The sequence below is a fragment of the Erythrobacter sp. JK5 genome, from assembly GCF_018205975.1.
Lineage (GTDB): Bacteria > Pseudomonadota > Alphaproteobacteria > Sphingomonadales > Sphingomonadaceae > Erythrobacter.
In genome coordinates this window covers 40,944-60,623 of the sequence record NZ_CP073577.1, presented here as the reverse complement: position 1 = coordinate 60,623, position 19,680 = coordinate 40,944, and the positions used below count along the sequence as shown (strand labels likewise).

The following is a 19,680-nucleotide window of genomic DNA, read 5'->3' as shown; positions in this document are numbered from 1 at the left end:
CATCCAACGACAAAGACTTATGCCGGAGTAGCTAGAACGAGGCGTTGAAGCCGACCAGCACGCCCATGTCGGCGGGTGCGTTGGCGAAATGTCCCGGCTGGTGGCGGTAGAACAGGCTCGCATTGGCATAGCCGAACACCAGCGGCGAAGCCCAGGCCAGTTCGCCCATGATCTCGCGACCTTCGGGCGACAGCGACAGCGTCTGCCGCCCGATAATCGGGCTTTCGGTCGCGTAATCGTAGGCAACCGGCAGGTCGAAAGCGATCGATCCGCCGCTCACCCGCAAGGGCTGGCTCAATCGCAAACCCAGGCTGTCACCGAACGAGAATGTATTGCGCTTTGCAAGGTCGAGCGACCAACCCTCGCTGAACAGCTGCGAGCCCTCGCCGATCAATGCGCCGCCGCGAGGGGTTGTGAGACCGGCGCGGTAGGCCGCGCCGATGCGCCAGTTGCGGGCAAACTCGCGCCCCAGCTGCCCATCCACAAAGACCGTGTCCGCGCCTCGCAATCCCAGCGCCGCGTTGAAGTGCGCGCCGAGGAGCGTGTCTTCCTCGCTCAGCCAGGTGGCGGACAGCACCGTGTCCCACCCGCCAAAGCGGCGATCCGCCGCCAGGCTGACGCTTGAAGTCGGGCGCCGTTCGCGCAGACCATAGACCACATCGCCCGCGCGGCGATTGTCGCCAAGCCATGCGCGCCCGCGCTCTGCGGAAAGCGTCAGTCCCCACGGTCCGACCGCATGCCGCGCGGCGATCGCGACTTCGCTGCTGTCGAGGAAACCCGCATCGCCGCCCGCCTGCGGCGCGATCGCGAAGGCTGGACGGGTCGCACCCTGCAATTGTCCGACGAGGCCCTTTGCGCCTTGCGATACGGCGAAGCCGAGCTGCAGGTCGGGCGCGATCCGCGCTGCAACCCGCGCCGCCAGCACCCGTGCACCGTCGGCCTCTTCGGGCGTCAATTGCAGGTTTGCGGTCCAGCCGAGGCCTGCGGCCCGCTGTCCTTCGCCGACGGTCACCGCCGCAGCGAAACCATCACCCGCCACCGAGCGGCTGATCCCGCTATGCTCGACCGCGCCGCGAAGGCGCTGAACCTGTGCGGCGCTGCGCGCGTTGTTGCCGAGCGCGACCGTGTAGGCGCGATCGTAGCGATCGAGGATGATCGTCTTGAGCGATGCGCCGCCCAGCGCGTCGCCCATCGCTGCCGAACCCAGCGCGAAATCGTCGGCCAGCGCCAGCGTATTGCCGGTCCCCGCCAGGGTGGTCGTACCCTGCGGCGCGATTGCCGCCGCGATATCCAGAATGCCTCTGCCGAATACCGGATCGTCACCCGTCGCGCCCGTATCGCGGGCTGTGTCGAGCAGGATCGTCACGATCTCCTGCGCGGTCAGGTTCGGAAAAGCCTGCGCGAGAATTGCCGCCGCGCCAGCGACCTGCGGTGTCGCAAAGCTGGTGCCCGAAAACAGCGTCACGAACTGGTCGCCGCCGATATTCTCGACGAATACCTGGCCGTTTTCGTAGACGCAGCAAATCCGTTCGCCGAGCGCCGAAAGATACGACCCGGCGAAATCGCCCGCCCGGTTGCTGAAGCCGGACAATTGTCCAGCAGCATTGACCGAGCCGACGATGATGACATTGCCGTTGCCGGCCTGAACGATGCTCGAGGCGAACGGATCGGGCTGGTTGGGATCGATCCCCGGTTCGGAACCGTCGCCGCCATTTCCGGCTGCCACCACCACGATGATGCCGGCACCGGCCGCGCGCGCGATCGCATCGAGCAGGCGCTGCGATGCCCCGCCCCCGCCGAGGCTGAGGTTTATCACGGTCGCGCCATTGTCGATCGCGAGGTCGATTCCGGCAGCGATATCGGTATCGGCGAAGGCGCAGCCCAGCGTCGCGTCCTGCGGCGTATCCATTCCGCACGATCCCGGCCGATCGGCGCGAGCAACGAGGAGCTGCGCGTCGAACGCGATGCCGAGCACTCCGGTGTCGTTGCGGGCTGCCGCTGCGACCAGCGCGACATTGGTGCCGTGATCGTCGTCGGGGTCGATCCCGCGATTGCCGGCCACGTCGCGCGAATTGGGATGCACCCGGCCCGCGAATTCGGGGCTGTCGCTGTCGATCCCGGTATCGATCACCGCGATCACTTCGCCCGCACCGGTGAAATTGGCCTGCCACGCGTTTACCGCGCCGTGAAAGCCCGGCCCGTCCGATCGGCGGAACTCCGCCGTGTCGAAATTGGTGGGGGGCGGAGGGGGAGGTGGCGGCGGAGGTGGTGGAGGGGGAGGCGGAGGGACCGGCGGCGGCGCTGCAATCTGTCCCGGGGCGATCCCGCCCCCACCGCCGCCGCACGCTGTCAACGCGGCACAGGCGGCGGCACCCGCAATGACCTTCCACCGGATCGGCGCAGCGCGATCCATTCGGGGTGCGGCATGGCCGAGGGGATCGGGCTCAAGGGATTCGGGCATCGGGTCCTTCCTGAAACAACCCCCTAGCCGGGCGCTCATAGGCATAGGATTAACGCGCTGACAAGTGAATGGACGCATTCGCCAGCAGAGACGGCATTTCCCACGTTCCGGCCTTGCCGCACCCTTCCTGCCCCGCTAGCAGCGCGAGCGCGGCATTGCGGCCGTGGTTGAATGGCCTTTCCACCAGGCCTGTTGCCGGAGTTACCATGACCGAGACCCTGATCGCCGATATCGAAGCCGCCTGGGAAAACCGCGCCGACCTCACCCCCGGCAGCGATGTCCGCAATGCCGTCAACGAAGCGCTGGCGCTGCTCGACAGCGGAGAAGCGCGGGTCGCCGAACCCGATGGCGACGGCGGTTGGCGGGTCCACCAGTGGCTCAAGAAGGCGGTCCTTCTCTCTTTTCGTCTGAACGACAATCGCGTCATGGAATGCGCGTCTGCGGGCGAAGCCGCCTACGACAAGGTGCCGACCAAGTTCGCCGGGTGGGGCGACAACCGCTTCAGCGAAGCCGGCTTCCGGGTCTTGCCAGGCGCCGTGGTGCGGCGCGGCAGCTTCATCGGCAAGGGCGCGGTGCTGATGCCGAGCTTCGTCAATATCGGTGCCTATGTCGATGAAGGGACCATGATCGACACCTGGGCGACCGTCGGATCGTGTGCGCAGATCGGCAAGAATGTGCACATCTCGGGCGGTGCCGGGATCGGCGGCGTGCTCGAGCCGTTGCAGGCAGAGCCGGTCATTATCGGCGATGGCGCGTTCATCGGTGCGCGCAGCGAAGTCGCCGAAGGCGTTCGCGTCGGGGAAGGCGCAGTGCTGTCGATGGGGGTCTATCTCGGCGCTTCGACCAAGATCGTCGATCGGGCGACCGGTGAGGTGCATCGCGGCGAAGTGCCGCCCTATGCGGTTGTCGTTCCGGGCGCACTGCCCGGAAAACCATTGCCCGACGGGTCTACCGGCCCATCGCTCTACTGCGCGGTGATCGTGAAGACGGTCGATGCGCAGACCCGCGCGAAAACCGGCATCAATGAACTCTTGCGCGACTGAACACAGGAAGCAGCCCGGGCTATCGGGCCCGGCTGCGCTGCGCTATATCGTACCGAACGGAGTTAGACATGGCTTACGAAGAAAACGACGAAATCCACATCGAAGACGATGATGCCCGTGCTGCGCAGACGACCGGCGCGATGCGCTGGGTGCTGGGGATCAGCCTGCTGCTGGCTGTCATCGCCATGACGGTCGTCTGGGTGGTCCCGGCGCTTTACGGCTAGGCGGTTCGCCCCTCCCCGCATTCGTCGCAGCCTGCGCGGCGGAACATCCTTGCCCGGTGCATCGTTGGTCTCCTGACACCAATCAGGAGAATACGATGAGCAATTCCAACAGCTTCCAGACCGATCAATACGTCAAGTGGAACTGGGGCAACGGCGAAGGCAAAGGTCAGGTGAAGGAGCGCTTCGAACGCGAAGTCACCCGGACGCTGCAAGGCACCGAGGTAATCAGGGACGGCGATGCGGACAATCCGGCCTACCTCATCGAGCAGGAAGACGGCGACGAAGTCCTCAAGCGCGGCAGCGAACTTTCCGACTGGGACAAGACCTGATGCCCAAAGCGAAAAGCAAGGCGCAGCAGCAGGCGGCGGGCGCGGCGCTGTCTGCCAAGCGTGGAGAGATCGACAGGTCCGAGCTCGAAGGCGCCTCGATCGAGATGTACGAATCGATGAGCGAGGAAGAGCTCGAGGACATGGCGTCTGCTTCGCACAAGGACCTGCCCGAAACCGCGGGCGACAGCTGATCTGCGCAGGCTATTCGGCGGGTGGCGCCAGCGTTTCGATCGGAGGCTGGTCGGCAATACTGGCGGCATAGCGCTCCGCCTGGCGCAGCACCCGCAGCGCGTTGCGGCTCGCGATCATTTCCAGCTCGGCCTGCGAATAGCCACGGCGCGCCAGCTCGGCGAACAGCGCGGGATAGCCGCTGACATCTTCGAACCCCACCGGGCCGCTCGGCATGCCATCGAAGTCCGCGCCGACCCCGATCGATTCCACCCCTGCGACTTCGCGGATGTGGTCGATATGGTCGGCCATGTGACCGATGGTGGTTTGCGGTTCGGGATTGGCTGCATCCCATGCATCCATAGCCGCTTTCACAATATCGGGTTGCCCCTGGAACAGCGAGTTCTGCCGCGCCTCCTCGGCTTCGCGGGCTGCGAACCATTGACGGCGCGCATCGTTGAGGAACCCCGGCAGCGCCACCACCATCACGATCCCGCCATTGTAGGGCAGCTGTCTGAGCACGCTGTCGGGCACGTTGCGGGCATGGCCGTTGACGGCGCGCGCGCCCGAATGACTGAAGATCACCGGTGCCTTGGCAACTTCGAGCGCATCGAGCATCGCCTCTTCGCTGACATGGCTGAGATCGACCAGCATACCGATACGGTTCATCTCCCGCACGAGATCCTTGCCGAAGTCGGTGAGTCCGCCATGCTTCGGCACATCGGTCGCGCTGTCAGCCCATGGCGTGTTCTTCGAATGCGTGAGCGTCATGTAGCGCGCACCGAGCGCGTACATCTGGCGCAGCACCGCCAGGCTCGATCCGATCGAGTGGCCACCTTCCATGCCAAGCAGCGACGCGACGCGCCCGTCGGCGATCGCGCGTTCGACCTGATCGGCGGTCTCGACATAGCGCAGACTGCCCGGGTAGCGCGCGATCAAGCGCTTCGTGACGTCGATCTGCTCGATCGTCATCTGCACCGCTTCGGGCTCGGAAAGGCTTGCGGGCACGTAGACCGACCAGAATTGCGCGCCGACCTTCCCCTCGGCGAGCCGCGCAAGGTCGGTGTGCATCACCCGGCCTTCGGGATGGGTCGCGCCCGTCCCGCTGGTATCGGCGAAGTCGAACTCGTTGATCTTGTTGTCGAACCGCGCGCGCAGCTGGATCGGCACATCGTTGTGTCCGTCGAACACCGGCGCGGCTTCGAGCGCCGCGTTGGCAGTGAGCACCGCAGGGTCGGTCTCGATCGCCGGTGCGATCTCCTCCTCCACGCTTTGCGCGGCGAGCGGGGCCGCCAAAAGCGCGGCGAGAACAGCAGGTGAAACAAGGCGATGTTGCATCAAGATCGGGTCTCCCGGTAGGGCAGGCGTGAAGGGAATGGATCGTGATGCAGACAGATAGCGCGGGTGCGCTGATCGAACAATTGCAGCTCGCTGCGCATCCCGAGGGCGGGTGGTATCGCGAAACGTGGCGCGGGCAGGTCGATGCGCCGGGCCGCGCGCGCGGCACCGCCATCCAGTTTCTGCTCAAGTCGAACGAACGCTCGCACTGGCACCGGGTCGACGCCGACGAGCTGTGGCTGTGGCAGGGCGGCGACCCGCTCGACCTGATGATTGCAGATACCGATGCGGGACCGGTTCGCACGCTCACGCTCGGCCCCGCTTTCGGCACCGATTGTCATCTGCAGGGCCTGGTGCCGGCCGGCGCATGGCAGGCTGCCGAGCCAGCGTCGCCCGGAGACCTTGCGGCTGGGTTCACGCTGGTTTCCTGCATCGTCGTTCCGGGATTCGATTTTGCCGGGTTCGAACTCGCTCCGCCGGGCTGGCAACCCGGAAAGGATGCAACGGCGTGATAAAGGCCGGCGTTCGCATTTTGCTGGCGGTGTTCTACGCGCTGGCCGGGTATGCGCATATCGCGACGCCCGAGCCGTTCCTGATGATCACGCCGCACTGGGTTCCGATGCCCGAAGCGGTGGTATTCTGGACCGGGATCGCGGAACTGGCCGGAGCGGCGGCGTTGCTCCAGCCGTTCTCCGAGCGATTGCGTCAGGCGGGCGGGATCGGGCTGGCACTGTATGCGCTGTGCGTGTGGCCAGCCAATATCAATCATTTCGCGATGGACATGGCGCGCGCTGACGGAGGGCTCGGGCTCGCCTATCACGTGCCCCGCATGATCGCGCAGCCGATCCTGATCTGGCTCGCGCTATGGGTCGGCGGGGTAATGAAGCGGCCATGAGCCGGGCCGAGCAGGCGATATCGCAGCTGCTGGACGATCGCGGCGCGGGCAAGACGGTCTGCCCCAGCGAAGCCGCACGGCTGATCTGCCCGCCCCGGGGCGACTGGCGGCACTGCATGAGCGAAGTCCACGAAGCGGTCGACAGCATGGTTGTTGCCGGCCAAATATCCCTGTCGTGGCAGGGGCAACCAGTCGAGCGGCGGCGCGGACCTTATCGGATCGCGCGCCGCCGACCGTCTGACGGCAAGACTTAGCTGAGGTGCTTCGACACCGCAGCAGTCATCTTGAACATCGAGATTTGAGCGTTGCCGATCACGGCGCCAAGCTTGGCATCGGGATTGATCTGACGCTTGTCCTTGCTGTCCTGAAGGCCTTTGGCCTTGATGTATTCCCAGACCTTCGAGGTTACCTGAGCGCGGGTCATCGGGCCTTTGCCGATTACCGCTTCAAGCTCGCTCGAAAGCTGCACCGGCTTTTGCAGTGCGTTGGTTTTGCCAGCCATGATATTCTCCCTTGTGATTATGGCAGGTTATTCGGATTCTTCTTCATCCCACGCCAGTTCGTCGGCGGCTTCCACACCGGTAAAGGGTGCGGTCAACACCGCGCAGCCCGTGACATTGCCGCGCAGAGTATCGATCAGGTCGTTGCGGGTGGCGCCAGGCATCAGCGTGAGGGGAAGGTCGGTAGCGAAGATCTGGAACACGTAGTGGCGCGTCTCGCCGATCGGCGGATCGGGAAGCAGCCATTCGGAATTGCCGTGCGCGTTCTTTCCCGTGCGGGGCGGCACCTCGCCTTCGAGCAGCTTGCCGCGCTGACCCGCCAGGCCCCAGACCAGCCAATGGACCTGCGGTTCCGGGCTGTCGCTGGAGGCGTCCTCGACGATCAGGATGAGCTCCTGCGCGCCCGGTGGCGGAGCCGTCCATTCCAGCGGCGGAGCGACGGCATCCTCTTCCTTCGCGGTGAAGCACGGGTCGAGCTCATCGCCTTCGGCGAAGGCCGGGCTGCTCAGCGCAAAACCACCGCGACCGAGCGTGCGGGCATCACCGAGGCTCGCGGCAGCGAGTCCGGGATGGCGCGCCGCTTGCGGCAGCTTTGATGCCAGCCAATCGGGCAGATCAGGCATGATTCTTTGCTCTCATCGGGGTGCAGGCTAGTCGCATCGCTGCGGATAGACGAGGGATGCGGACACGATTTGCCCCGGATTTTGCGGAAAACCCCGCAAAAAACGTTGGAATTCAGCCGTGATCGCACCGGATTGGGGGCATCTGCGCCGATTTTCTTGCCCGATCGCCCCCCGGGATGCATTGTCGACCCATCTAGGTAAGTCAGGTCGCAAAACATTTCCCCGGAGTCGTGTCCCCCATGAAGATCGGTCGCACCGCCCTATCCGCAACGCTCGCCCTTGCCCTTGTCGCTTGCGGTGGAGGCGGCTCCAACCCGCCGCCGACGCAGGGCGGCTCGACACCCACACCCACCCCGCCTAGCAGCGGATGCTCGGTCGCCGATCAGATCAATTTTGCCGGGGCAGTCCTCGACGAATGGTATCTGTTCCCGAACCTGCTCGACAACACCGTCAACCCGGCCAGCTTCAACGACGTCCAAGCTTACCTCGACGCCCGGGTCGCGCCCGCACGAGCGCAGTCGCGCGACCGCGGCTTTACTTTCGCGACCTCGATCCAGGAAGAAAACGACCTCATCAACTCGGGCTCCAGCGCCGGATTCGGGATCCGGCTCGGCTACGACACGGTCAACAACCGGGTGTTCGTGCTCGAAGCCTACGAAAACGCCAACGGGTTTGCCGCCGGAATGGATCGCGGCACCGAATTGCTGGCGATCGGCACCACCAGTGCAAACCTTCAATCGGTCACCTCGTTGATGGCGAGCGGAGGACCGCAGGCGGTGGTCGATGCGCTCGGCCCCTCGACCGCAGGCACGGCGCGGGTAATCCGCTTCGCGCAGGTCGGCGGCACCATCGTCGAGACCACCGTGACCAAGAGCGATTTCTCGCTCGATCCGATCTCGGACCGTTATGGCGCCCTGATCCTGAACGATGGCGGAAAGCAGGTCGGCTATCTCAACCTGCGCACCTTCATCGTGTCCGATGCTTCCAACCAGCTGCGCGACGCATTCCAGCTGTTCGGCAGCCGCGGAGTGACCGAGTTGATCATCGACTTCCGCTACAATGGCGGCGGGCTGGTGAGCGTGGCCGACACGCTTGGCGACCTGATGGGCAGAGGCCGCGTTGGCCAGGTGTGGAGCGAGACAGTGCTGCGCGCTTCCAAGTCGTCGGAAAATTCGACCGAGCTGTTCCAGAACGAAGTCAACGCCCTGGCTCCCACCAAGATCGCCTTTATCGGTCGCGGCGGCACGGCTTCGGCGAGCGAGCTCGTGATCAATTCGATGATCCCCTATCTCGGCAACAACATGGCTCTGATCGGGGCGAATACCTTCGGCAAGCCCGTCGGACAGTTCGGATTCGATCTCGACGCCTGCGACCTGCGGGTGCGCGCAGTAACATTCCAGACGCTCAACGCCGACGGAAACGGGGAATACTTCACCGGTCTGGCGAGCGAAGTCGCGAACACCTGCCGGGCCAATGACGATATCTTCACCCCGTTCGGTGATCCGGCCGAGGCGTCAATAAAGGGCGCGCTCGATTTTCTCGCCGGGCGTGCGTGCGCAGCACCGATCACCGGAGCAGCCGGGCAGACCGCGCAAAGCGTCGGCGGCCGCGAATTGCTGCAGCCCGAGCGCCCCAATGCAGCGCAATACGAGATTCCCGGCCTGTTCTGAGAATACCGGACTGCAGAAACTGCCGGGCGCTGCTCGCTGCTTCACCGGGCCTGTACGGGGCTTCCCCGGACTAGGGCTCGTGGCAGTGCGCGAGAGCGGCTGATATGACCGTTGCCGCCGCCGCCGGTTTGGAAATCAGCTCGGCCTTCAGCTCGCGAATACGCTCGTTGTGGCGATCGAGGTCACCCGAATGCAGGATGTAGGGGATGCCCTGCCGGTCGAGTTCCTTGGCCACCGGCAGGCATGTCAGACCGTTCCCCAGCGACACGTCGAGCACCGCCGCATCGATCGATCCGCTCTGGGCGTGCAGCACTTCGAGCGCCGCCTCGCAAGTCGATGCGGTCAGCGCGATGCAGCCGCAGTCTTCCGCTGCCAGTTGGAGATCCATCAGGATCACCGGCTCGTCCTCGAGCACAAGGATGGTACACGTCCGTTCCATCAATCCGTCCGCGCTGGCATCGAGATGGTGGCCCGGAGCCCGGCATCGCTCCAAGATCGCTCGATTGTTCCGCGCGCGGCCGCCAGCAGGCGGTCGACGATAGCGGTGCCGGTCCCGCTCGCCATCTGACCGGGATCGACGGGCGGCCCGCCGGTTTCGGCCCAGCTGATTTCCAGCAGTGCAGAATCCTGCAACGCCTTCCAGCCGACATTCACCCGACCTTGATCGGTTGACCAGGCACCGTGCTTGGTCGCGTTGGCGGCGAGCTCGTGCAGGATCAGACCGACGATGGATATGGCGCTGAACGGCATGCGCACGTCCTCGCCCCGAACACCAGCCGTTCGCCGTCGCGATCATAGGGCAGCAGCACCGCCTTGATTGCTTCGCCGATATCGATGCTGCCACTCGATGCGTCGTCGAGTGTCGTCTCGTACGCCCGGCCAAGCGCCCGGATGCGCGAATTGATCTCGGCCGCCTCGTTCTGGATCCCGCGCACTCGCCCGGTCACGTTGACGATGCCGGAGATCACCGCGAACATGTTTTTCATGCGATGCGACAGTTCGCGCGCCATCTCTTTCGCATGGCGCTCTTCCGCCCGCGCCGCACGAACGTCCGAAACGTCCCACTGGCTGCCGAAGAAGTACACCAGCTCGCCCCGGTCGTTGTAGATCGGGCCGAGGTGCAACGCGTTCCAGAACTTGGTGCCGTTCTTGCGATAGTTCACCAGCTCGACCACCACCACGTCCTCGTTCGCGATCGCCTCGCGAATGCGTTCGACCGGTTCGGGACTGGTCTCGGGGCCCTGGAGGAAGCGGCAATTGCGTCCGATCACCTCCTCTTCCGAATAGCCGGTCAGCCGCCGGAACGCGCGATTGGCGAACACGATCGGCATATCCGGGTGGTGCGGATCGGACAGGCAGATCGCCATGCGCGTCTGCGCCATCGCCTGTTCGAACAGGACTCCGGAAGCACCGGAGAACTGATCGCTCGAATTGCCGGCCCGAAAGCGGTCGGGCGCATCGTCAAACCGCAGCGAAGCCTGGTCGGACCTCGCGCGGTCGCTTTCGTCGTCTGTGTTCACGTCTACCTGCTTTCCCGCAGCCTGGCCCGGTTGTCACGGCCAAGCGCGGATGCTGTGTGCTTTCCCTTCCAAACCACAAGTGCGAGCCCGCGTTCCTGAAAGATCGACGTTTTTCAGGCTCTCGCGCGCATGCTTTTGATTTTGAAGCGATCCATGCCCGTCGCAATGCGGCCGAGATGAACGTGAACGGCTGCGACGCGCCTCACGCCTCGCAAATGGAACTTGCCGGCAGGCTTCCGGGCAGGCGTCAGAGTCCCTGCGGTACCGTCTCGAACCCGGGAATCGCGCCCAGATCGACCCACGCCTGTTTGCTCTTGGTATAGCAATGGAATTGCGGGTCGAGCGTCGAGGTATCGTCCAGCGTCCCGGCCTTGATGAACAGCACGCCAGCGGGTTCTTCGACCCGGGTGAAGACGGGCGAGCCGCAGGTGCCGCAAAACTGTCGCCGCACGGTTGCGCCGCTGTCTCCGGTATCGTTGTAGGTCGTGACCTCGCCTTCGATGGCAACGGCGTCCTCGGGCACGCCGATGATGATCGAAAGCGCACTCCCCGCCTGTCGCTGACAGTTCTTGCAATGGCAGGTGACGCACATCAGCGGCTCTGCGGTCAGCGTGTAACGCACCGCACCGCACAGGCATCCTCCGGTCTGGCTCATGCTTTTTCCCTTTCCAGTGCCGCGCTAGCGCGACTCTCCTCGCGTAAGCAGAAAGGCCAGAAACCCGAGCGCAAACACGCCGTCGAGCACGAGCACGCCCGCGATCAGGCGATCTCCGTTCTCGCCAAAGGTCTCAGGGCCGAGCAGCGCGACCACTCCGATCTTGCCGATGACCCCCGCCCACAAAACCGGCGCAAACCGCGCGGGATCGCGCGCGACCAGCAGGTAAATCACGCCGAAACTGAATACGAGCAGCCCGATGATGCGAGCGTCGACGGTGGCTTCGGGCGACAGCATTCCCATCGTCCCGATCAGAAAGTTGAACGCCATGGCGATCCAGAAGAACGTGCGCCAGCCGCGTCCGACCGTCCCTTCGCCCCCCACGCGCGCGCCGATTTGCGATGCATTCATGGTGCTTCCTCCCCGCCAAAAGATTGGCTGTCGGTGTACCCACAGCCGAACAGCGTCCGATCGCCGAGCGAGACCGTCGCGGTGAAGGGATAAGTGCGGTCGCTCATGCCGTCGCTGCAATCGCCCGGCGTCACGGCAATCTGCAAGGCATCGCCGTCGATCTCACCCGAGAAGCCGAGACCGTTGTTGCCAGCAAAGCGCGACACCGCGATCGTTGTCCCGTCGAGATTTTCCGGCGTCGTATAGGTCGCGGTCTCGCCGGAGATCTCGAAATCCCAGAACGGCTCGGTGCCGAGCAGCGTCAACGTCTCACTCGCATCGATACCGGCATACGGTTCGCTATTCTGGCTGACCCCGTCGTCGCGTGTGCATCCAGCCACGACCAGAACGATCGCGCCGCCAATACAGCCGCTCCGCAACAGGCCGTCCATCGCGTCTCTCCCACTCCCGTGGCACGCTATAGCCGACACAGCACAAACGCAAAAGGCGGACCCGAACGGGCCCGCCTTCGCATGTTTGTCTTGATGGATGCGCTTATTGCGGCATCAGCACGGTGTCGATCACGTGGATCAGACCGTTCGACGCTTCGACGTCGGTCGCGGTCACCGTAGCGGTGCCGCCGGTCGCGTCGGTCAGCACCACCGCGCCGTCGACGATCTTCGCCGTAAGCGTCCCGCCGCCCACAGTGGTGACCGCATAGCCGTCTGCGCCGGCACCTTCGATCGCGGCGGTCAGGGTCGCGGCGTCAACCGCGCCTTCGACCACGTGATACTTGAGGATCGCGCCGAGCGTTTCGGTGTCGGTCGTGGTCAGCGTTTCCAGCGTCGCGGCATCGATCTTGCCGAACGCATCGTTGGTCGGAGCGAACACCGTGAAGGGGCCGGTGCCCGACAGCGTTTCGCCAAGACCGGCGGCGGTAACGGCGGCCACGAGCGTCGAGAACGTCTCGTCGCCCTGCGCAACTTCGACGATCGTTCCGGCCGAAGTCGCTTCTTCGGCCACGGCGGTTTCGTCGGCAGTCATGGCGTCGCCGGTATCGGCTTCGCCACCACACGCGACGAGCGTCAGAGCGAGGGCCGAGGCGATGGAAAGTTTGAAAGTCTTCATGGGTGATATCCTTGAACTGGATGAGGGTTTCGGGCGCGACCGGAAATCGCGAGGCCGCATGAGGTGATGCACGGCCTGTCCGGAGATACGAACGGATCAGGCGCTCGGATGTTCCGGGAGCAGTGTCGCGAATGCGCCCGGTCCGTGGAAACCGGGGCAGGAACCCGTGCCCCGTTCGGCTGTTGCCATGCCATGTCCTTCATACCCTCCCGCACGGCTGGTCTGGACCGGCTCGCCGCATTCCTGCCACGCGCCGGACGCACCTATGCCGAAACCCGCAACCATGACGAAGGGTCCGAACGCGCCAACGTGTCGCAGCTTTCGCCGTGGCTCCACGCGGGCCTGCTGCGCGAAACGGAAGTGATCGACCGCGTGCTCGGGCACCACAGCCACCGCGCCGCCGAAAAGTTTATCGCCGAAGTATTCTGGCGCATCTACTTCAAGGGCTATCTCGAGCAGCGCCCGACGATCTGGCAGGCCTACTGTACCGAACGCGACGAAGCGCTTGGCGCGCTCGATGGCAATTCCGGCTTGCGAAAGGCCTATGACGAAGCGGTCGAAGGCCGCACCGGGATCGCCGCTTTCGATCTCTGGGCCCGCGAACTGGCCGAGACCGGATATCTGCACAACCACGCACGCATGTGGTTCGCGAGCATCTGGATCTTCACGCTCAAGCTCGATTGGCAGCTGGGCGCAGACTTCTTCCTGCGCCACCTCGCCGATGGCGACGCCGCCTCGAACACGCTGAGCTGGCGCTGGGTCGGCGGGCTGCACACCCAGGGCAAGACCTACCTCGCCCGGCCCGACAATATCGCACGCTACACCGCCCACCATCCCGCCGGGCCGCTCGCAGCCGAAGGTCTGGCCGAGGATGCGCCGGCGCTGGAGGAGGGTCGCGAGCATGGACGCCGCCAGCTCGACGTGCCGAAGGCTCCTTCTCCCGAGGTCTTCGAGCAGCCCTACGCCCTGATTCTGCACGACGAGGCGGCGAGCCACGCACCGCTCGACCTGCCCCGTCCCCCAGCCTTGGTGATCGGTGCCGCGCGGCCCGACGCGCGCTCGCCCGGCAGAGTGGGCAGGATCGCGCGCACCTTCGCGCTCGAAGCGGTGCGCGGCGGACTCGAAGAGGCGGCCGCAGCGTTCGGGTGCGATTCTCGCGAATGGGGGCTGGACGACAACCTCGCCGAAATCCTCGGCACCGCAGCAATCGATCGTGTCGTCGTGCCCCATCTGCCCGTGGGCTGGACGCGCGATGCGCTTATGCCCGCGCTCGCCCCGCTGATCGACGACCAGCGTGCGACCATCCTCGTCGACGATCTCGATCGCGCCACCTGGCCGCATGCCCGCGCCGGGTTCTTTGGCGTCAAGAAGCAGATCGACGGGATCCTCGGCGAGCTCGGCATCACCGGGACGCGCGACCCCGCATAATCCTCCGCCTGGCCAATCTTCACCGCGGGGCGCGATCCTCCGCTCGAAACCGCACATTCGCGCCATTAACCATGCGATTACGGCTCTGCCTTATGATCCTCGCGCACATTCGGAGGGTCGACATCGTGAAATATCCCAACCGCTTACAGGCCTGCCTGGTTTTCGACGAGCGCATCGATGTTCTCGAAGCCGCCGTGCGCGATTTCGCCAAGATCGAGGAAATGAAGTCGGGCGCCACCTTCAACGTTCCCGAGAGCAATCCCGGCAGGTTCTACCGGCTGTTCGGCGGCGGCGAAATCGGACTATCCTTCGAATACATCGAAGGGCCGGCCAATCCCGAGGCGTTCCGCGGCGCGCTGTCCTCTGCGGTCACCGGCATGCTGTGCCCCGACATCCGCCAGCGGCTCGAGCGCTCGCGCAGCCACATCCTGCTCGAGGTGTCGCACGGCGTGCTCGGCGGGGTCGAGGAGCTCCCCCAGATCGCGGCCATGTTCGAACAGATCGGCCGCCGCCGCGAAGGCGCGAGCCAGAGCGAGTTCGAACGTCGCCTCGAACTGCTCGCGCTGATGAGCCGCATCACCAGCGACCATGCTTCGCCATCGGTGGTGCACTGGACCCAGTCGGACCAGCTGCTGCCCGGAGAGCTGTTCGAGAACTACGCGACCGGGGGCGTTCCCGGGCCGCTGCACATCCATCCCTATCTGTTCGGCCCGCGTCCCGGTCCCGGTGAGGAACCCAGGGCCGGGATCCGCACCTTCGGCGCGCGCCACTGGATCGGCCGCGAGATCCTGGTCGAACCCAGCGTCCTTCCGTGGGCTGCCAATTACGAGACTATCCTCGCCTTCCTGCGGGTCTGCACGATGGAGAACGGCTATGTCATCCCGGATGGCGACACGTTCGGACCCGAAGACCGCAGCCTGTCCTACCGCGTCACCTGGCACGAAGCGGGAGAGACCGAGGACGATCTCACGGCGGAAGAAGGCGGCGTCCCGCTCTACAAGCTCACCCCGCTCAAGCATGTCGAATACGGCTTTGTCTCCGACGAGCACGTGCCCGATGGCAACGTGATCGACGATCGCGCCTATCCCGCCGACCTGATGCCGGAAGATCAGGACGAGAAGATGGAGGAAGCCAATCGCTGGCGCGAGAGCCGCAAGCTCGCCGAGGGTGCCGGGGCGCAGTTCGAGGTGCGCGCGCGCAACATCGGACCGGACGATGGCCCGCCCGAGCCGCCTGCCCCTCCGCCGCCGCAGGTCAGCGCTCCTACTCCGAGCAATCCCGGCCTGCCGACGCTCAGCGGACGCGGGTTGCGGGCCAAGGTGTTCGGACGCAAGCAGGCCTAGCGGAGCGCCGGCGCGACCCGAAACCGCGCAGCGCCGTGCAGCTGGGGCCTATCCGTCGATCACTTTCGTAGGCGGCGCGTCGTGCTTGTGCCGCTCGCTCTTGCCGAACACCCGTTCGAGCCGGTGGGCGAGCGTGTTCGCAGCCTTGCGCGCCGCATCGTCGACCTTGGAGGCATGCTCGGTCACACCGATCGGCTTGCCCGAACGGGGTCGGGCTTCGATCGTGCAGGCCTTGTCGTCCGCGCCGCCCTTGCGCGCGTTTTCGTCCGAGACATGGACCTCGACCCGCGTCAGCCGATCCTCGAACCGCGCGAGCTTGTGACGGATCGTGCTTTCGATCCGCTCGGCGACGTTCTCGGTGCCCATGACCGAACTGTCGGAATTGAACTGGAATTGCATGCGCGAAGGTCTCCTCTGATTGGTCTCTCTTGCCGGGAGATATGGGGATCGGGACGGTTCAAGACCAGCGAAATCGGCGGGACGGAAGTGGTTTTGCGGTCCAGTCGCGCAGCACGGACCCGCAGGGCCCGCAAGGGCGAGCGCCCGTCCACAGCGATGCGGAACACAAGCACTCCCAAGTTGACACACCTGACACGGTGTCACCCGCCCTTTCGGCCCGGAAAACCGCAGAACTCCCCGGTTTTCTGGCCGAATAGCGAAGTTGACACTTCTCCAACTCAAAACACCCTCACCCAGAAGCGCAAGAACGGACCCGCAAGGGTCCGCAAGCCCGACCGGGCGCCCGCAGCGATGCGGCCGCAGGCCGCGTGAGCGAGGAAATCGCGCGCCCGGATGGGCGTGCGCAAACAAAGACTCCGCCGTTAATCACTCTCCCCCTGCCCCTCATACTCCGCATACAGCGCCTCGCGCTCCTGCCGCGCGCCTTCGTCCCAGGTCTCGGGGCCGGTCTCGACCCGCTCGACCAGCCGCCCGAAATCGTCCGGGCCGTAGTCCCCCGCCGGCTCGTAGGCGCGCGCGCGCGCGGCGGGGCGAACTGGTCGCGCATCAGCAGCAGCGCGACCGTCAGCCGCTCGTCGAACTTGCGCGAGGTCCCGACCAGCTCGCCCTTGTAGTAATGCGGGACCTCGACCCCGGTGAGCGCCCGCTCCATCGCGGCCTCGGCCAGCGCGTCGAAGCGGCAGCGCAGGGCCGCCGCCCATGCATGGTCGAACGGCTCCCCCTTGAGCCGCGCGCGCAGGGCATAGGCGGACTGGCGGCTCATCCCCGCCGCCCGCGCGGCATGCTTGACCGAGTGCGAGGAGGCGAGCGCGCGCAGGAAGGTCGCCTGCCGCCGCGGCGTCCAGCCGTCGTGTCGGTCCCTTGAGCGGGCGGTGGAGGACGCGCTGGTGATGAGCGCGGTGGATCGGGGAGCGGTGTCGGAGGTGCCGGAAGAGGAGTTCGCCATCGGCGAGTGTAAGGCAGATTTTGGCGGTGTAGGAAAGGGCCGCAAACAGAATTCCGCACTCCACCTCGGCGGATCTGCACGAAACCACCTTGCCTACCCAGTTTTTTCTGCGAAGATAACACTAAGGAATGGAGAATAGAGATGCCCGCTCGTATTCGAGAGCGTGATTTGATTATTCCGGCATTGCGAGCAGCTGCTGCGAGTCTTGGTGGGGAAATCACGACGACAAAGTTAATTGAAGTCATGGAAGATGAATTTCAGCCTGAAGGGACGGACGCCCAAATCTTGGATGGGCGAAACGATACGTACTTTAGCCAAAAGGTTCGCAACCTTGTTTCGCATCGTGAAACATCAACGAGCATGTTTACTCGCGGTTATGCCACCTACGATGCTCAAAGTGAGACGATCCGTATTACTGATCTAGGACGGTCGTTTCTTGACTCAGTACCTCAAGAATAGAGCTTCTTGTAGCCTGGCTTTAACCACTTGAGTTCGGTTCCGGTTGGAGCGCTTTTGTCCCAGACAAACCAAGCATATGCCGTAGTGCCGCTTCCCTTCCGCTTAGCGCCAGCGGGATAGAATGTAATTCGCTCACTAAATACCCAAACTCTGGACGGCGGACACTCAGAAAAGATCGTGCGCTGCCTGTTTGCACCTTCGAGGAACGCGAGCCGCAACAAGAGTGCGAATTTACTGTCCGCCCGCTCCATTCCCGACCGAACAAAGCCTTCCGCAGCATTGTAGGGCGGATTGGTTACGATGTTGGGTGCGCGTCGCGAGGAAGCAAGAAAGTCATGATTGCTTTCGCCATAACCACGGTCGTACAGGTCGGAGCTGACAACCCTATTTCCTGTCTCATCAAGGACCTGTGACATGGAGCCGTCGCCACAGGCGCACTCCCATATCTCGCCCTTGAAGACCTCATTATCCACAAGCGCATGCGTCGCCCATGCCGGCGTTGGGAAAAAATCTGGCCCTGCCAGATCCGCAAAACGCTTTGTTGCAGGCTTAAACCCGCCGTTTAGGTTATATGTTGCATCCATGGATTTAATGTAACAGAATCAGGTGGTTAGTCAATATCAGCTAAGTGACTCTAAAGACTCGAGTTTCGCATTCCGCAAACGCGTTTGCGGAATAATGCGGATGTATTGACTCAATCCGCAAACGCGGGTTATGGCGCGCCTATCAACTAGGCACGAGGTTCCCTCATGACGGGCGAAACGGTTCAATTCGACAAGGCGGCGGAGCAGGCAAAACCTGAGCCTCGGAAGCGGCAGACCTCCACCATATCCTTCCCCTATCTTGATCTCGATACGGCAGTCGAGGTCGCGCACGCGATGTATAAGACGCGCGGCCATAGCGCCATGGAAGCACATGAGCTTGCGGCTACGATGGACCAGACGTTGAGCGGCGCGTTCCGCCTTAAGACTGGCACTGCGCGCATTTTCGGCCTCACTGAAAAGGAGGGCCGCGATGCGACAAAGCTGAGCGGTATCGGGCTGCGGATTATCGAGCCTGACACCGAAGCTGAGGCGCGGGCGTCAGCTTTTCTGGCAGTTCCACTCTATTCGGCGATTTACGAAAACTACAAAGGTCAGCGCCTGCCGCCCTCGAAGGCGCTTGAGCGCGAAATGGAAAACCTTGGGGTGTCCAGCAAACAGACCGACAAGGCGCGGCAGGCATTCGAGCGCTCCGCTCGACAGGCGGGCTTCTTCGCCAAGGGGGAGGATCGCCTTGTGAAACCGCACTTCGATGGGGCGCAAAACGTTAGCGATGTTGACAACCAGAATGATGCTCCTGCCAACGAAGAGCAAGCTAAGGGCGGTGACAACGGTGGTGGCGGAAGCGGGAACCACCACCCGCTCATACAGGGGATGATTGACCGTCTCCCGATGGTTGACGAGCCGTGGTCTGAGAATGATCGCAAGGCTTGGCTCACGATGGCTGAGTCCATCTTTGCAGTCATCTACACCAAAGGATCTGAAGTAAAGCGCTCCGAAAGCAACAAGGCGACCGGCGAATGAACGCCAGTCGCCCAGTTATTCTCGCACAGCGCGCCGTTTCCATGGCCGGAAGCGCGCTGCTTGCCCACTCGGAGGAAAGGAGGTGCGCCATGTGGAACATGGCCCGGACATTATAGGGTGACGCCCTCGGGCGACCCCCACGCTGCCCCCTTCCACAAGGGGTAAGAGCAACGGCGCGCTTCCAGTCCAACCGGCGGCGCGCCGTTGTGCATCAATAGTTAGCGGAATCTTGCGATTCCGTCTACATGCCTTGTATCGAAAGGCCTGTATGGTTTGAGGTGTCTGAAGCCTGCAGAGTAACTTCCCCCTACCCCGCCTCCAGCACCCTCGGCGTCGCCACGAACGGCTGCTCCTCCATCACCCGCAGGCACGATCCGATCTTGGTCCGGTCGCTGATCAGGCGGATATATTGCGCGTCGCAGCCGCTGATCGGCGTCGGATACTCGGCGAGCTCGTCCAGCAGCAGCGCCTTCGCGCGCTCCAGGGCTGACTGCGCTTCGGCCAGCGCCTCCTCGTAGGGCAGTCCGCTCATCGAC

26 protein-coding genes are annotated in these 19,680 nt (G+C 64.2%); 12 read left to right on the top strand and 14 right to left on the bottom strand.

Going from position 1 to position 19,680, the window contains the following annotated elements:
• Positions 1 to 31 precede the first annotated feature (31 nt).
• A complete protein-coding gene (locus tag KDC96_RS00275) occupies positions 32 to 2,461 on the bottom strand; it encodes a S8 family peptidase (RefSeq protein WP_249171849.1) in 2,430 nt (809 codons plus the stop codon).
• A 206-nt stretch (positions 2,462 to 2,667) separates the two neighbouring features.
• On the opposite strand from KDC96_RS00275, the gene dapD reads away from it, so the two are divergent.
• From dapD to KDC96_RS00255, 4 genes are all read left to right on the top strand, one after another.
• Positions 2,668 to 3,504, top strand: coding sequence for a 2,3,4,5-tetrahydropyridine-2,6-dicarboxylate N-succinyltransferase (gene dapD / locus KDC96_RS00270; protein ID WP_212449708.1), 837 nt, complete (start codon positions 2,668 to 2,670; stop codon positions 3,502 to 3,504).
• Positions 3,505 to 3,572: 68 nt separating this feature from the next.
• Positions 3,573 to 3,728 (top strand): hypothetical protein, encoded by a 156-nt coding sequence (locus KDC96_RS00265; RefSeq protein WP_212449706.1) that lies wholly within the window; start codon positions 3,573 to 3,575, stop codon positions 3,726 to 3,728.
• Between the two features lie 95 nt (positions 3,729 to 3,823).
• A complete protein-coding gene (locus KDC96_RS00260) occupies positions 3,824 to 4,057 on the top strand; it encodes a DUF2945 domain-containing protein (protein WP_212449704.1) in 234 nt (77 codons plus the stop codon).
• Positions 4,057 to 4,248 (top strand): DUF3008 family protein, encoded by a 192-nt coding sequence (locus tag KDC96_RS00255; protein WP_212449702.1) that lies wholly within the window; start codon positions 4,057 to 4,059, stop codon positions 4,246 to 4,248. Before KDC96_RS00260 ends, KDC96_RS00255 begins: the two co-directional genes overlap by 1 nt.
• A 10-nt stretch (positions 4,249 to 4,258) precedes the next feature.
• On the opposite strand, the gene KDC96_RS00250 is transcribed toward KDC96_RS00255, so the two are convergent.
• Positions 4,259 to 5,563, bottom strand: coding sequence for a dipeptidase (locus tag KDC96_RS00250; RefSeq protein WP_212449700.1), 1,305 nt, complete (start codon positions 5,561 to 5,563; stop codon positions 4,259 to 4,261).
• 47 nt (positions 5,564 to 5,610) lie between these two features.
• Here KDC96_RS00250 and KDC96_RS00245 point away from each other — a divergent pair, with 47 nt between their 5' ends.
• Genes KDC96_RS00245 through KDC96_RS00235 form a run of 3 tightly spaced genes read left to right on the top strand, consistent with a single transcriptional unit; the run spans position 5,611 to position 6,712 of the window.
• Entirely contained in the window at positions 5,611 to 6,075 is a 465-nt protein-coding gene (locus tag KDC96_RS00245) for a cupin domain-containing protein (protein WP_212452233.1), read from the top strand.
• Complete coding sequence (locus KDC96_RS00240; RefSeq protein ID WP_212449698.1) at positions 6,072 to 6,458, top strand: DoxX family protein; 387 nt, start codon at positions 6,072 to 6,074, stop codon at positions 6,456 to 6,458. The genes KDC96_RS00245 and KDC96_RS00240 overlap by 4 nt, the downstream gene beginning before the upstream one ends.
• Positions 6,455 to 6,712: a DUF3253 domain-containing protein gene (locus tag KDC96_RS00235; RefSeq protein WP_212449696.1), complete on the top strand. Its 258-nt coding sequence runs from the start codon at positions 6,455 to 6,457 to the stop codon at positions 6,710 to 6,712. Before KDC96_RS00240 ends, KDC96_RS00235 begins: the two co-directional genes overlap by 4 nt.
• On the opposite strand, the gene KDC96_RS00230 is transcribed toward KDC96_RS00235, so the two are convergent.
• Both KDC96_RS00230 and KDC96_RS00225 read right to left on the bottom strand, forming a co-directional pair.
• A complete protein-coding gene (locus KDC96_RS00230) occupies positions 6,709 to 6,960 on the bottom strand; it encodes an SWIB/MDM2 domain-containing protein (RefSeq protein ID WP_212449694.1) in 252 nt (83 codons plus the stop codon). The genes KDC96_RS00235 and KDC96_RS00230 overlap by 4 nt on opposite strands.
• A 27-nt stretch (positions 6,961 to 6,987) precedes the next feature.
• Entirely contained in the window at positions 6,988 to 7,581 is a 594-nt protein-coding gene (locus KDC96_RS00225; protein WP_212449692.1) for a YbhB/YbcL family Raf kinase inhibitor-like protein, read from the bottom strand.
• Positions 7,582 to 7,820: 239 nt separating this feature from the next.
• Between KDC96_RS00225 and KDC96_RS00220 the strand changes: the two genes are divergently transcribed.
• Positions 7,821 to 9,251, top strand: coding sequence for a S41 family peptidase (locus tag KDC96_RS00220; protein ID WP_212449691.1), 1,431 nt, complete (start codon positions 7,821 to 7,823; stop codon positions 9,249 to 9,251).
• 70 nt (positions 9,252 to 9,321) lie between these two features.
• On the opposite strand, the gene KDC96_RS00215 is transcribed toward KDC96_RS00220, so the two are convergent.
• From KDC96_RS00215 to KDC96_RS00190, 7 genes are all read right to left on the bottom strand, one after another.
• Positions 9,322 to 9,690: a response regulator gene (locus KDC96_RS00215; protein WP_212449689.1), complete on the bottom strand. Its 369-nt coding sequence runs from the start codon at positions 9,688 to 9,690 to the stop codon at positions 9,322 to 9,324.
• Positions 9,690 to 10,001 (bottom strand): hypothetical protein, encoded by a 312-nt coding sequence (locus KDC96_RS16605; protein WP_305819762.1) that lies wholly within the window; start codon positions 9,999 to 10,001, stop codon positions 9,690 to 9,692. Before KDC96_RS16605 ends, KDC96_RS00215 begins: the two co-directional genes overlap by 1 nt.
• Positions 9,968 to 10,771 (bottom strand): PAS domain-containing protein, encoded by an 804-nt coding sequence (locus KDC96_RS00210; RefSeq protein ID WP_305819761.1) that lies wholly within the window; start codon positions 10,769 to 10,771, stop codon positions 9,968 to 9,970. Before KDC96_RS00210 ends, KDC96_RS16605 begins: the two co-directional genes overlap by 34 nt.
• 247 nt (positions 10,772 to 11,018) lie before the next feature.
• Positions 11,019 to 11,426, bottom strand: coding sequence for a GFA family protein (locus tag KDC96_RS00205; protein WP_212449687.1), 408 nt, complete (start codon positions 11,424 to 11,426; stop codon positions 11,019 to 11,021).
• Positions 11,427 to 11,450: 24 nt separating this feature from the next.
• Positions 11,451 to 11,837: a hypothetical protein gene (locus tag KDC96_RS00200; RefSeq protein WP_212449685.1), complete on the bottom strand. Its 387-nt coding sequence runs from the start codon at positions 11,835 to 11,837 to the stop codon at positions 11,451 to 11,453.
• Positions 11,834 to 12,268 carry a COG3650 family protein gene (locus tag KDC96_RS00195; RefSeq protein WP_212449683.1) on the bottom strand — a complete coding sequence of 145 codons (435 nt, stop codon included), beginning with the start codon at positions 12,266 to 12,268 and terminating at the stop codon, positions 11,834 to 11,836. Before KDC96_RS00195 ends, KDC96_RS00200 begins: the two co-directional genes overlap by 4 nt.
• 103 nt (positions 12,269 to 12,371) lie before the next feature.
• Positions 12,372 to 12,944 carry a fasciclin domain-containing protein gene (locus tag KDC96_RS00190; protein ID WP_212449681.1) on the bottom strand — a complete coding sequence of 191 codons (573 nt, stop codon included), beginning with the start codon at positions 12,942 to 12,944 and terminating at the stop codon, positions 12,372 to 12,374.
• Positions 12,945 to 13,136: 192 nt separating this feature from the next.
• Between KDC96_RS00190 and KDC96_RS00185 the strand changes: the two genes are divergently transcribed.
• Positions 13,137 to 14,372 (top strand): FAD-binding domain-containing protein, encoded by a 1,236-nt coding sequence (locus KDC96_RS00185; protein ID WP_212449678.1) that lies wholly within the window; start codon positions 13,137 to 13,139, stop codon positions 14,370 to 14,372.
• 125 nt (positions 14,373 to 14,497) lie between these two features.
• Entirely contained in the window at positions 14,498 to 15,715 is a 1,218-nt protein-coding gene (locus KDC96_RS00180; RefSeq protein WP_212449667.1) for a hypothetical protein, read from the top strand.
• Between the two features lie 48 nt (positions 15,716 to 15,763).
• Here the strand turns inward: KDC96_RS00180 and KDC96_RS00175 are convergent, their stop codons facing one another.
• On the bottom strand, positions 15,764 to 16,114 hold the full coding sequence (locus KDC96_RS00175) for an HPF/RaiA family ribosome-associated protein (protein ID WP_212449665.1): 351 nt from the start codon (positions 16,112 to 16,114) through the stop codon (positions 15,764 to 15,766).
• Positions 16,115 to 17,261: 1,147 nt separating this feature from the next.
• Between KDC96_RS00175 and KDC96_RS00170 the strand changes: the two genes are divergently transcribed.
• The gene (locus tag KDC96_RS00170; protein WP_212449662.1) at positions 17,262 to 17,579 is read left to right on the top strand and encodes a hypothetical protein; all 318 of its coding nucleotides are present in this window, start codon (positions 17,262 to 17,264) and stop codon (positions 17,577 to 17,579) included.
• Here the strand turns inward: KDC96_RS00170 and KDC96_RS00165 are convergent.
• Entirely contained in the window at positions 17,570 to 18,163 is a 594-nt protein-coding gene (locus tag KDC96_RS00165) for a hypothetical protein (RefSeq protein WP_212449659.1), read from the bottom strand. The genes KDC96_RS00170 and KDC96_RS00165 overlap by 10 nt on opposite strands.
• Positions 18,164 to 18,328: 165 nt before the next feature.
• On the opposite strand from KDC96_RS00165, the gene KDC96_RS00160 reads away from it, so the two are divergent.
• Positions 18,329 to 19,144, top strand: coding sequence for a hypothetical protein (locus KDC96_RS00160; RefSeq protein ID WP_212449657.1), 816 nt, complete (start codon positions 18,329 to 18,331; stop codon positions 19,142 to 19,144).
• Between the two features lie 307 nt (positions 19,145 to 19,451).
• Here KDC96_RS00160 and KDC96_RS00155 read toward each other — a convergent pair whose 3' ends face one another.
• A complete protein-coding gene (locus KDC96_RS00155) occupies positions 19,452 to 19,676 on the bottom strand; it encodes a hypothetical protein (RefSeq protein ID WP_212449655.1) in 225 nt (74 codons plus the stop codon).
• Between the last annotated feature and the right edge of the window lie 4 nt (positions 19,677 to 19,680).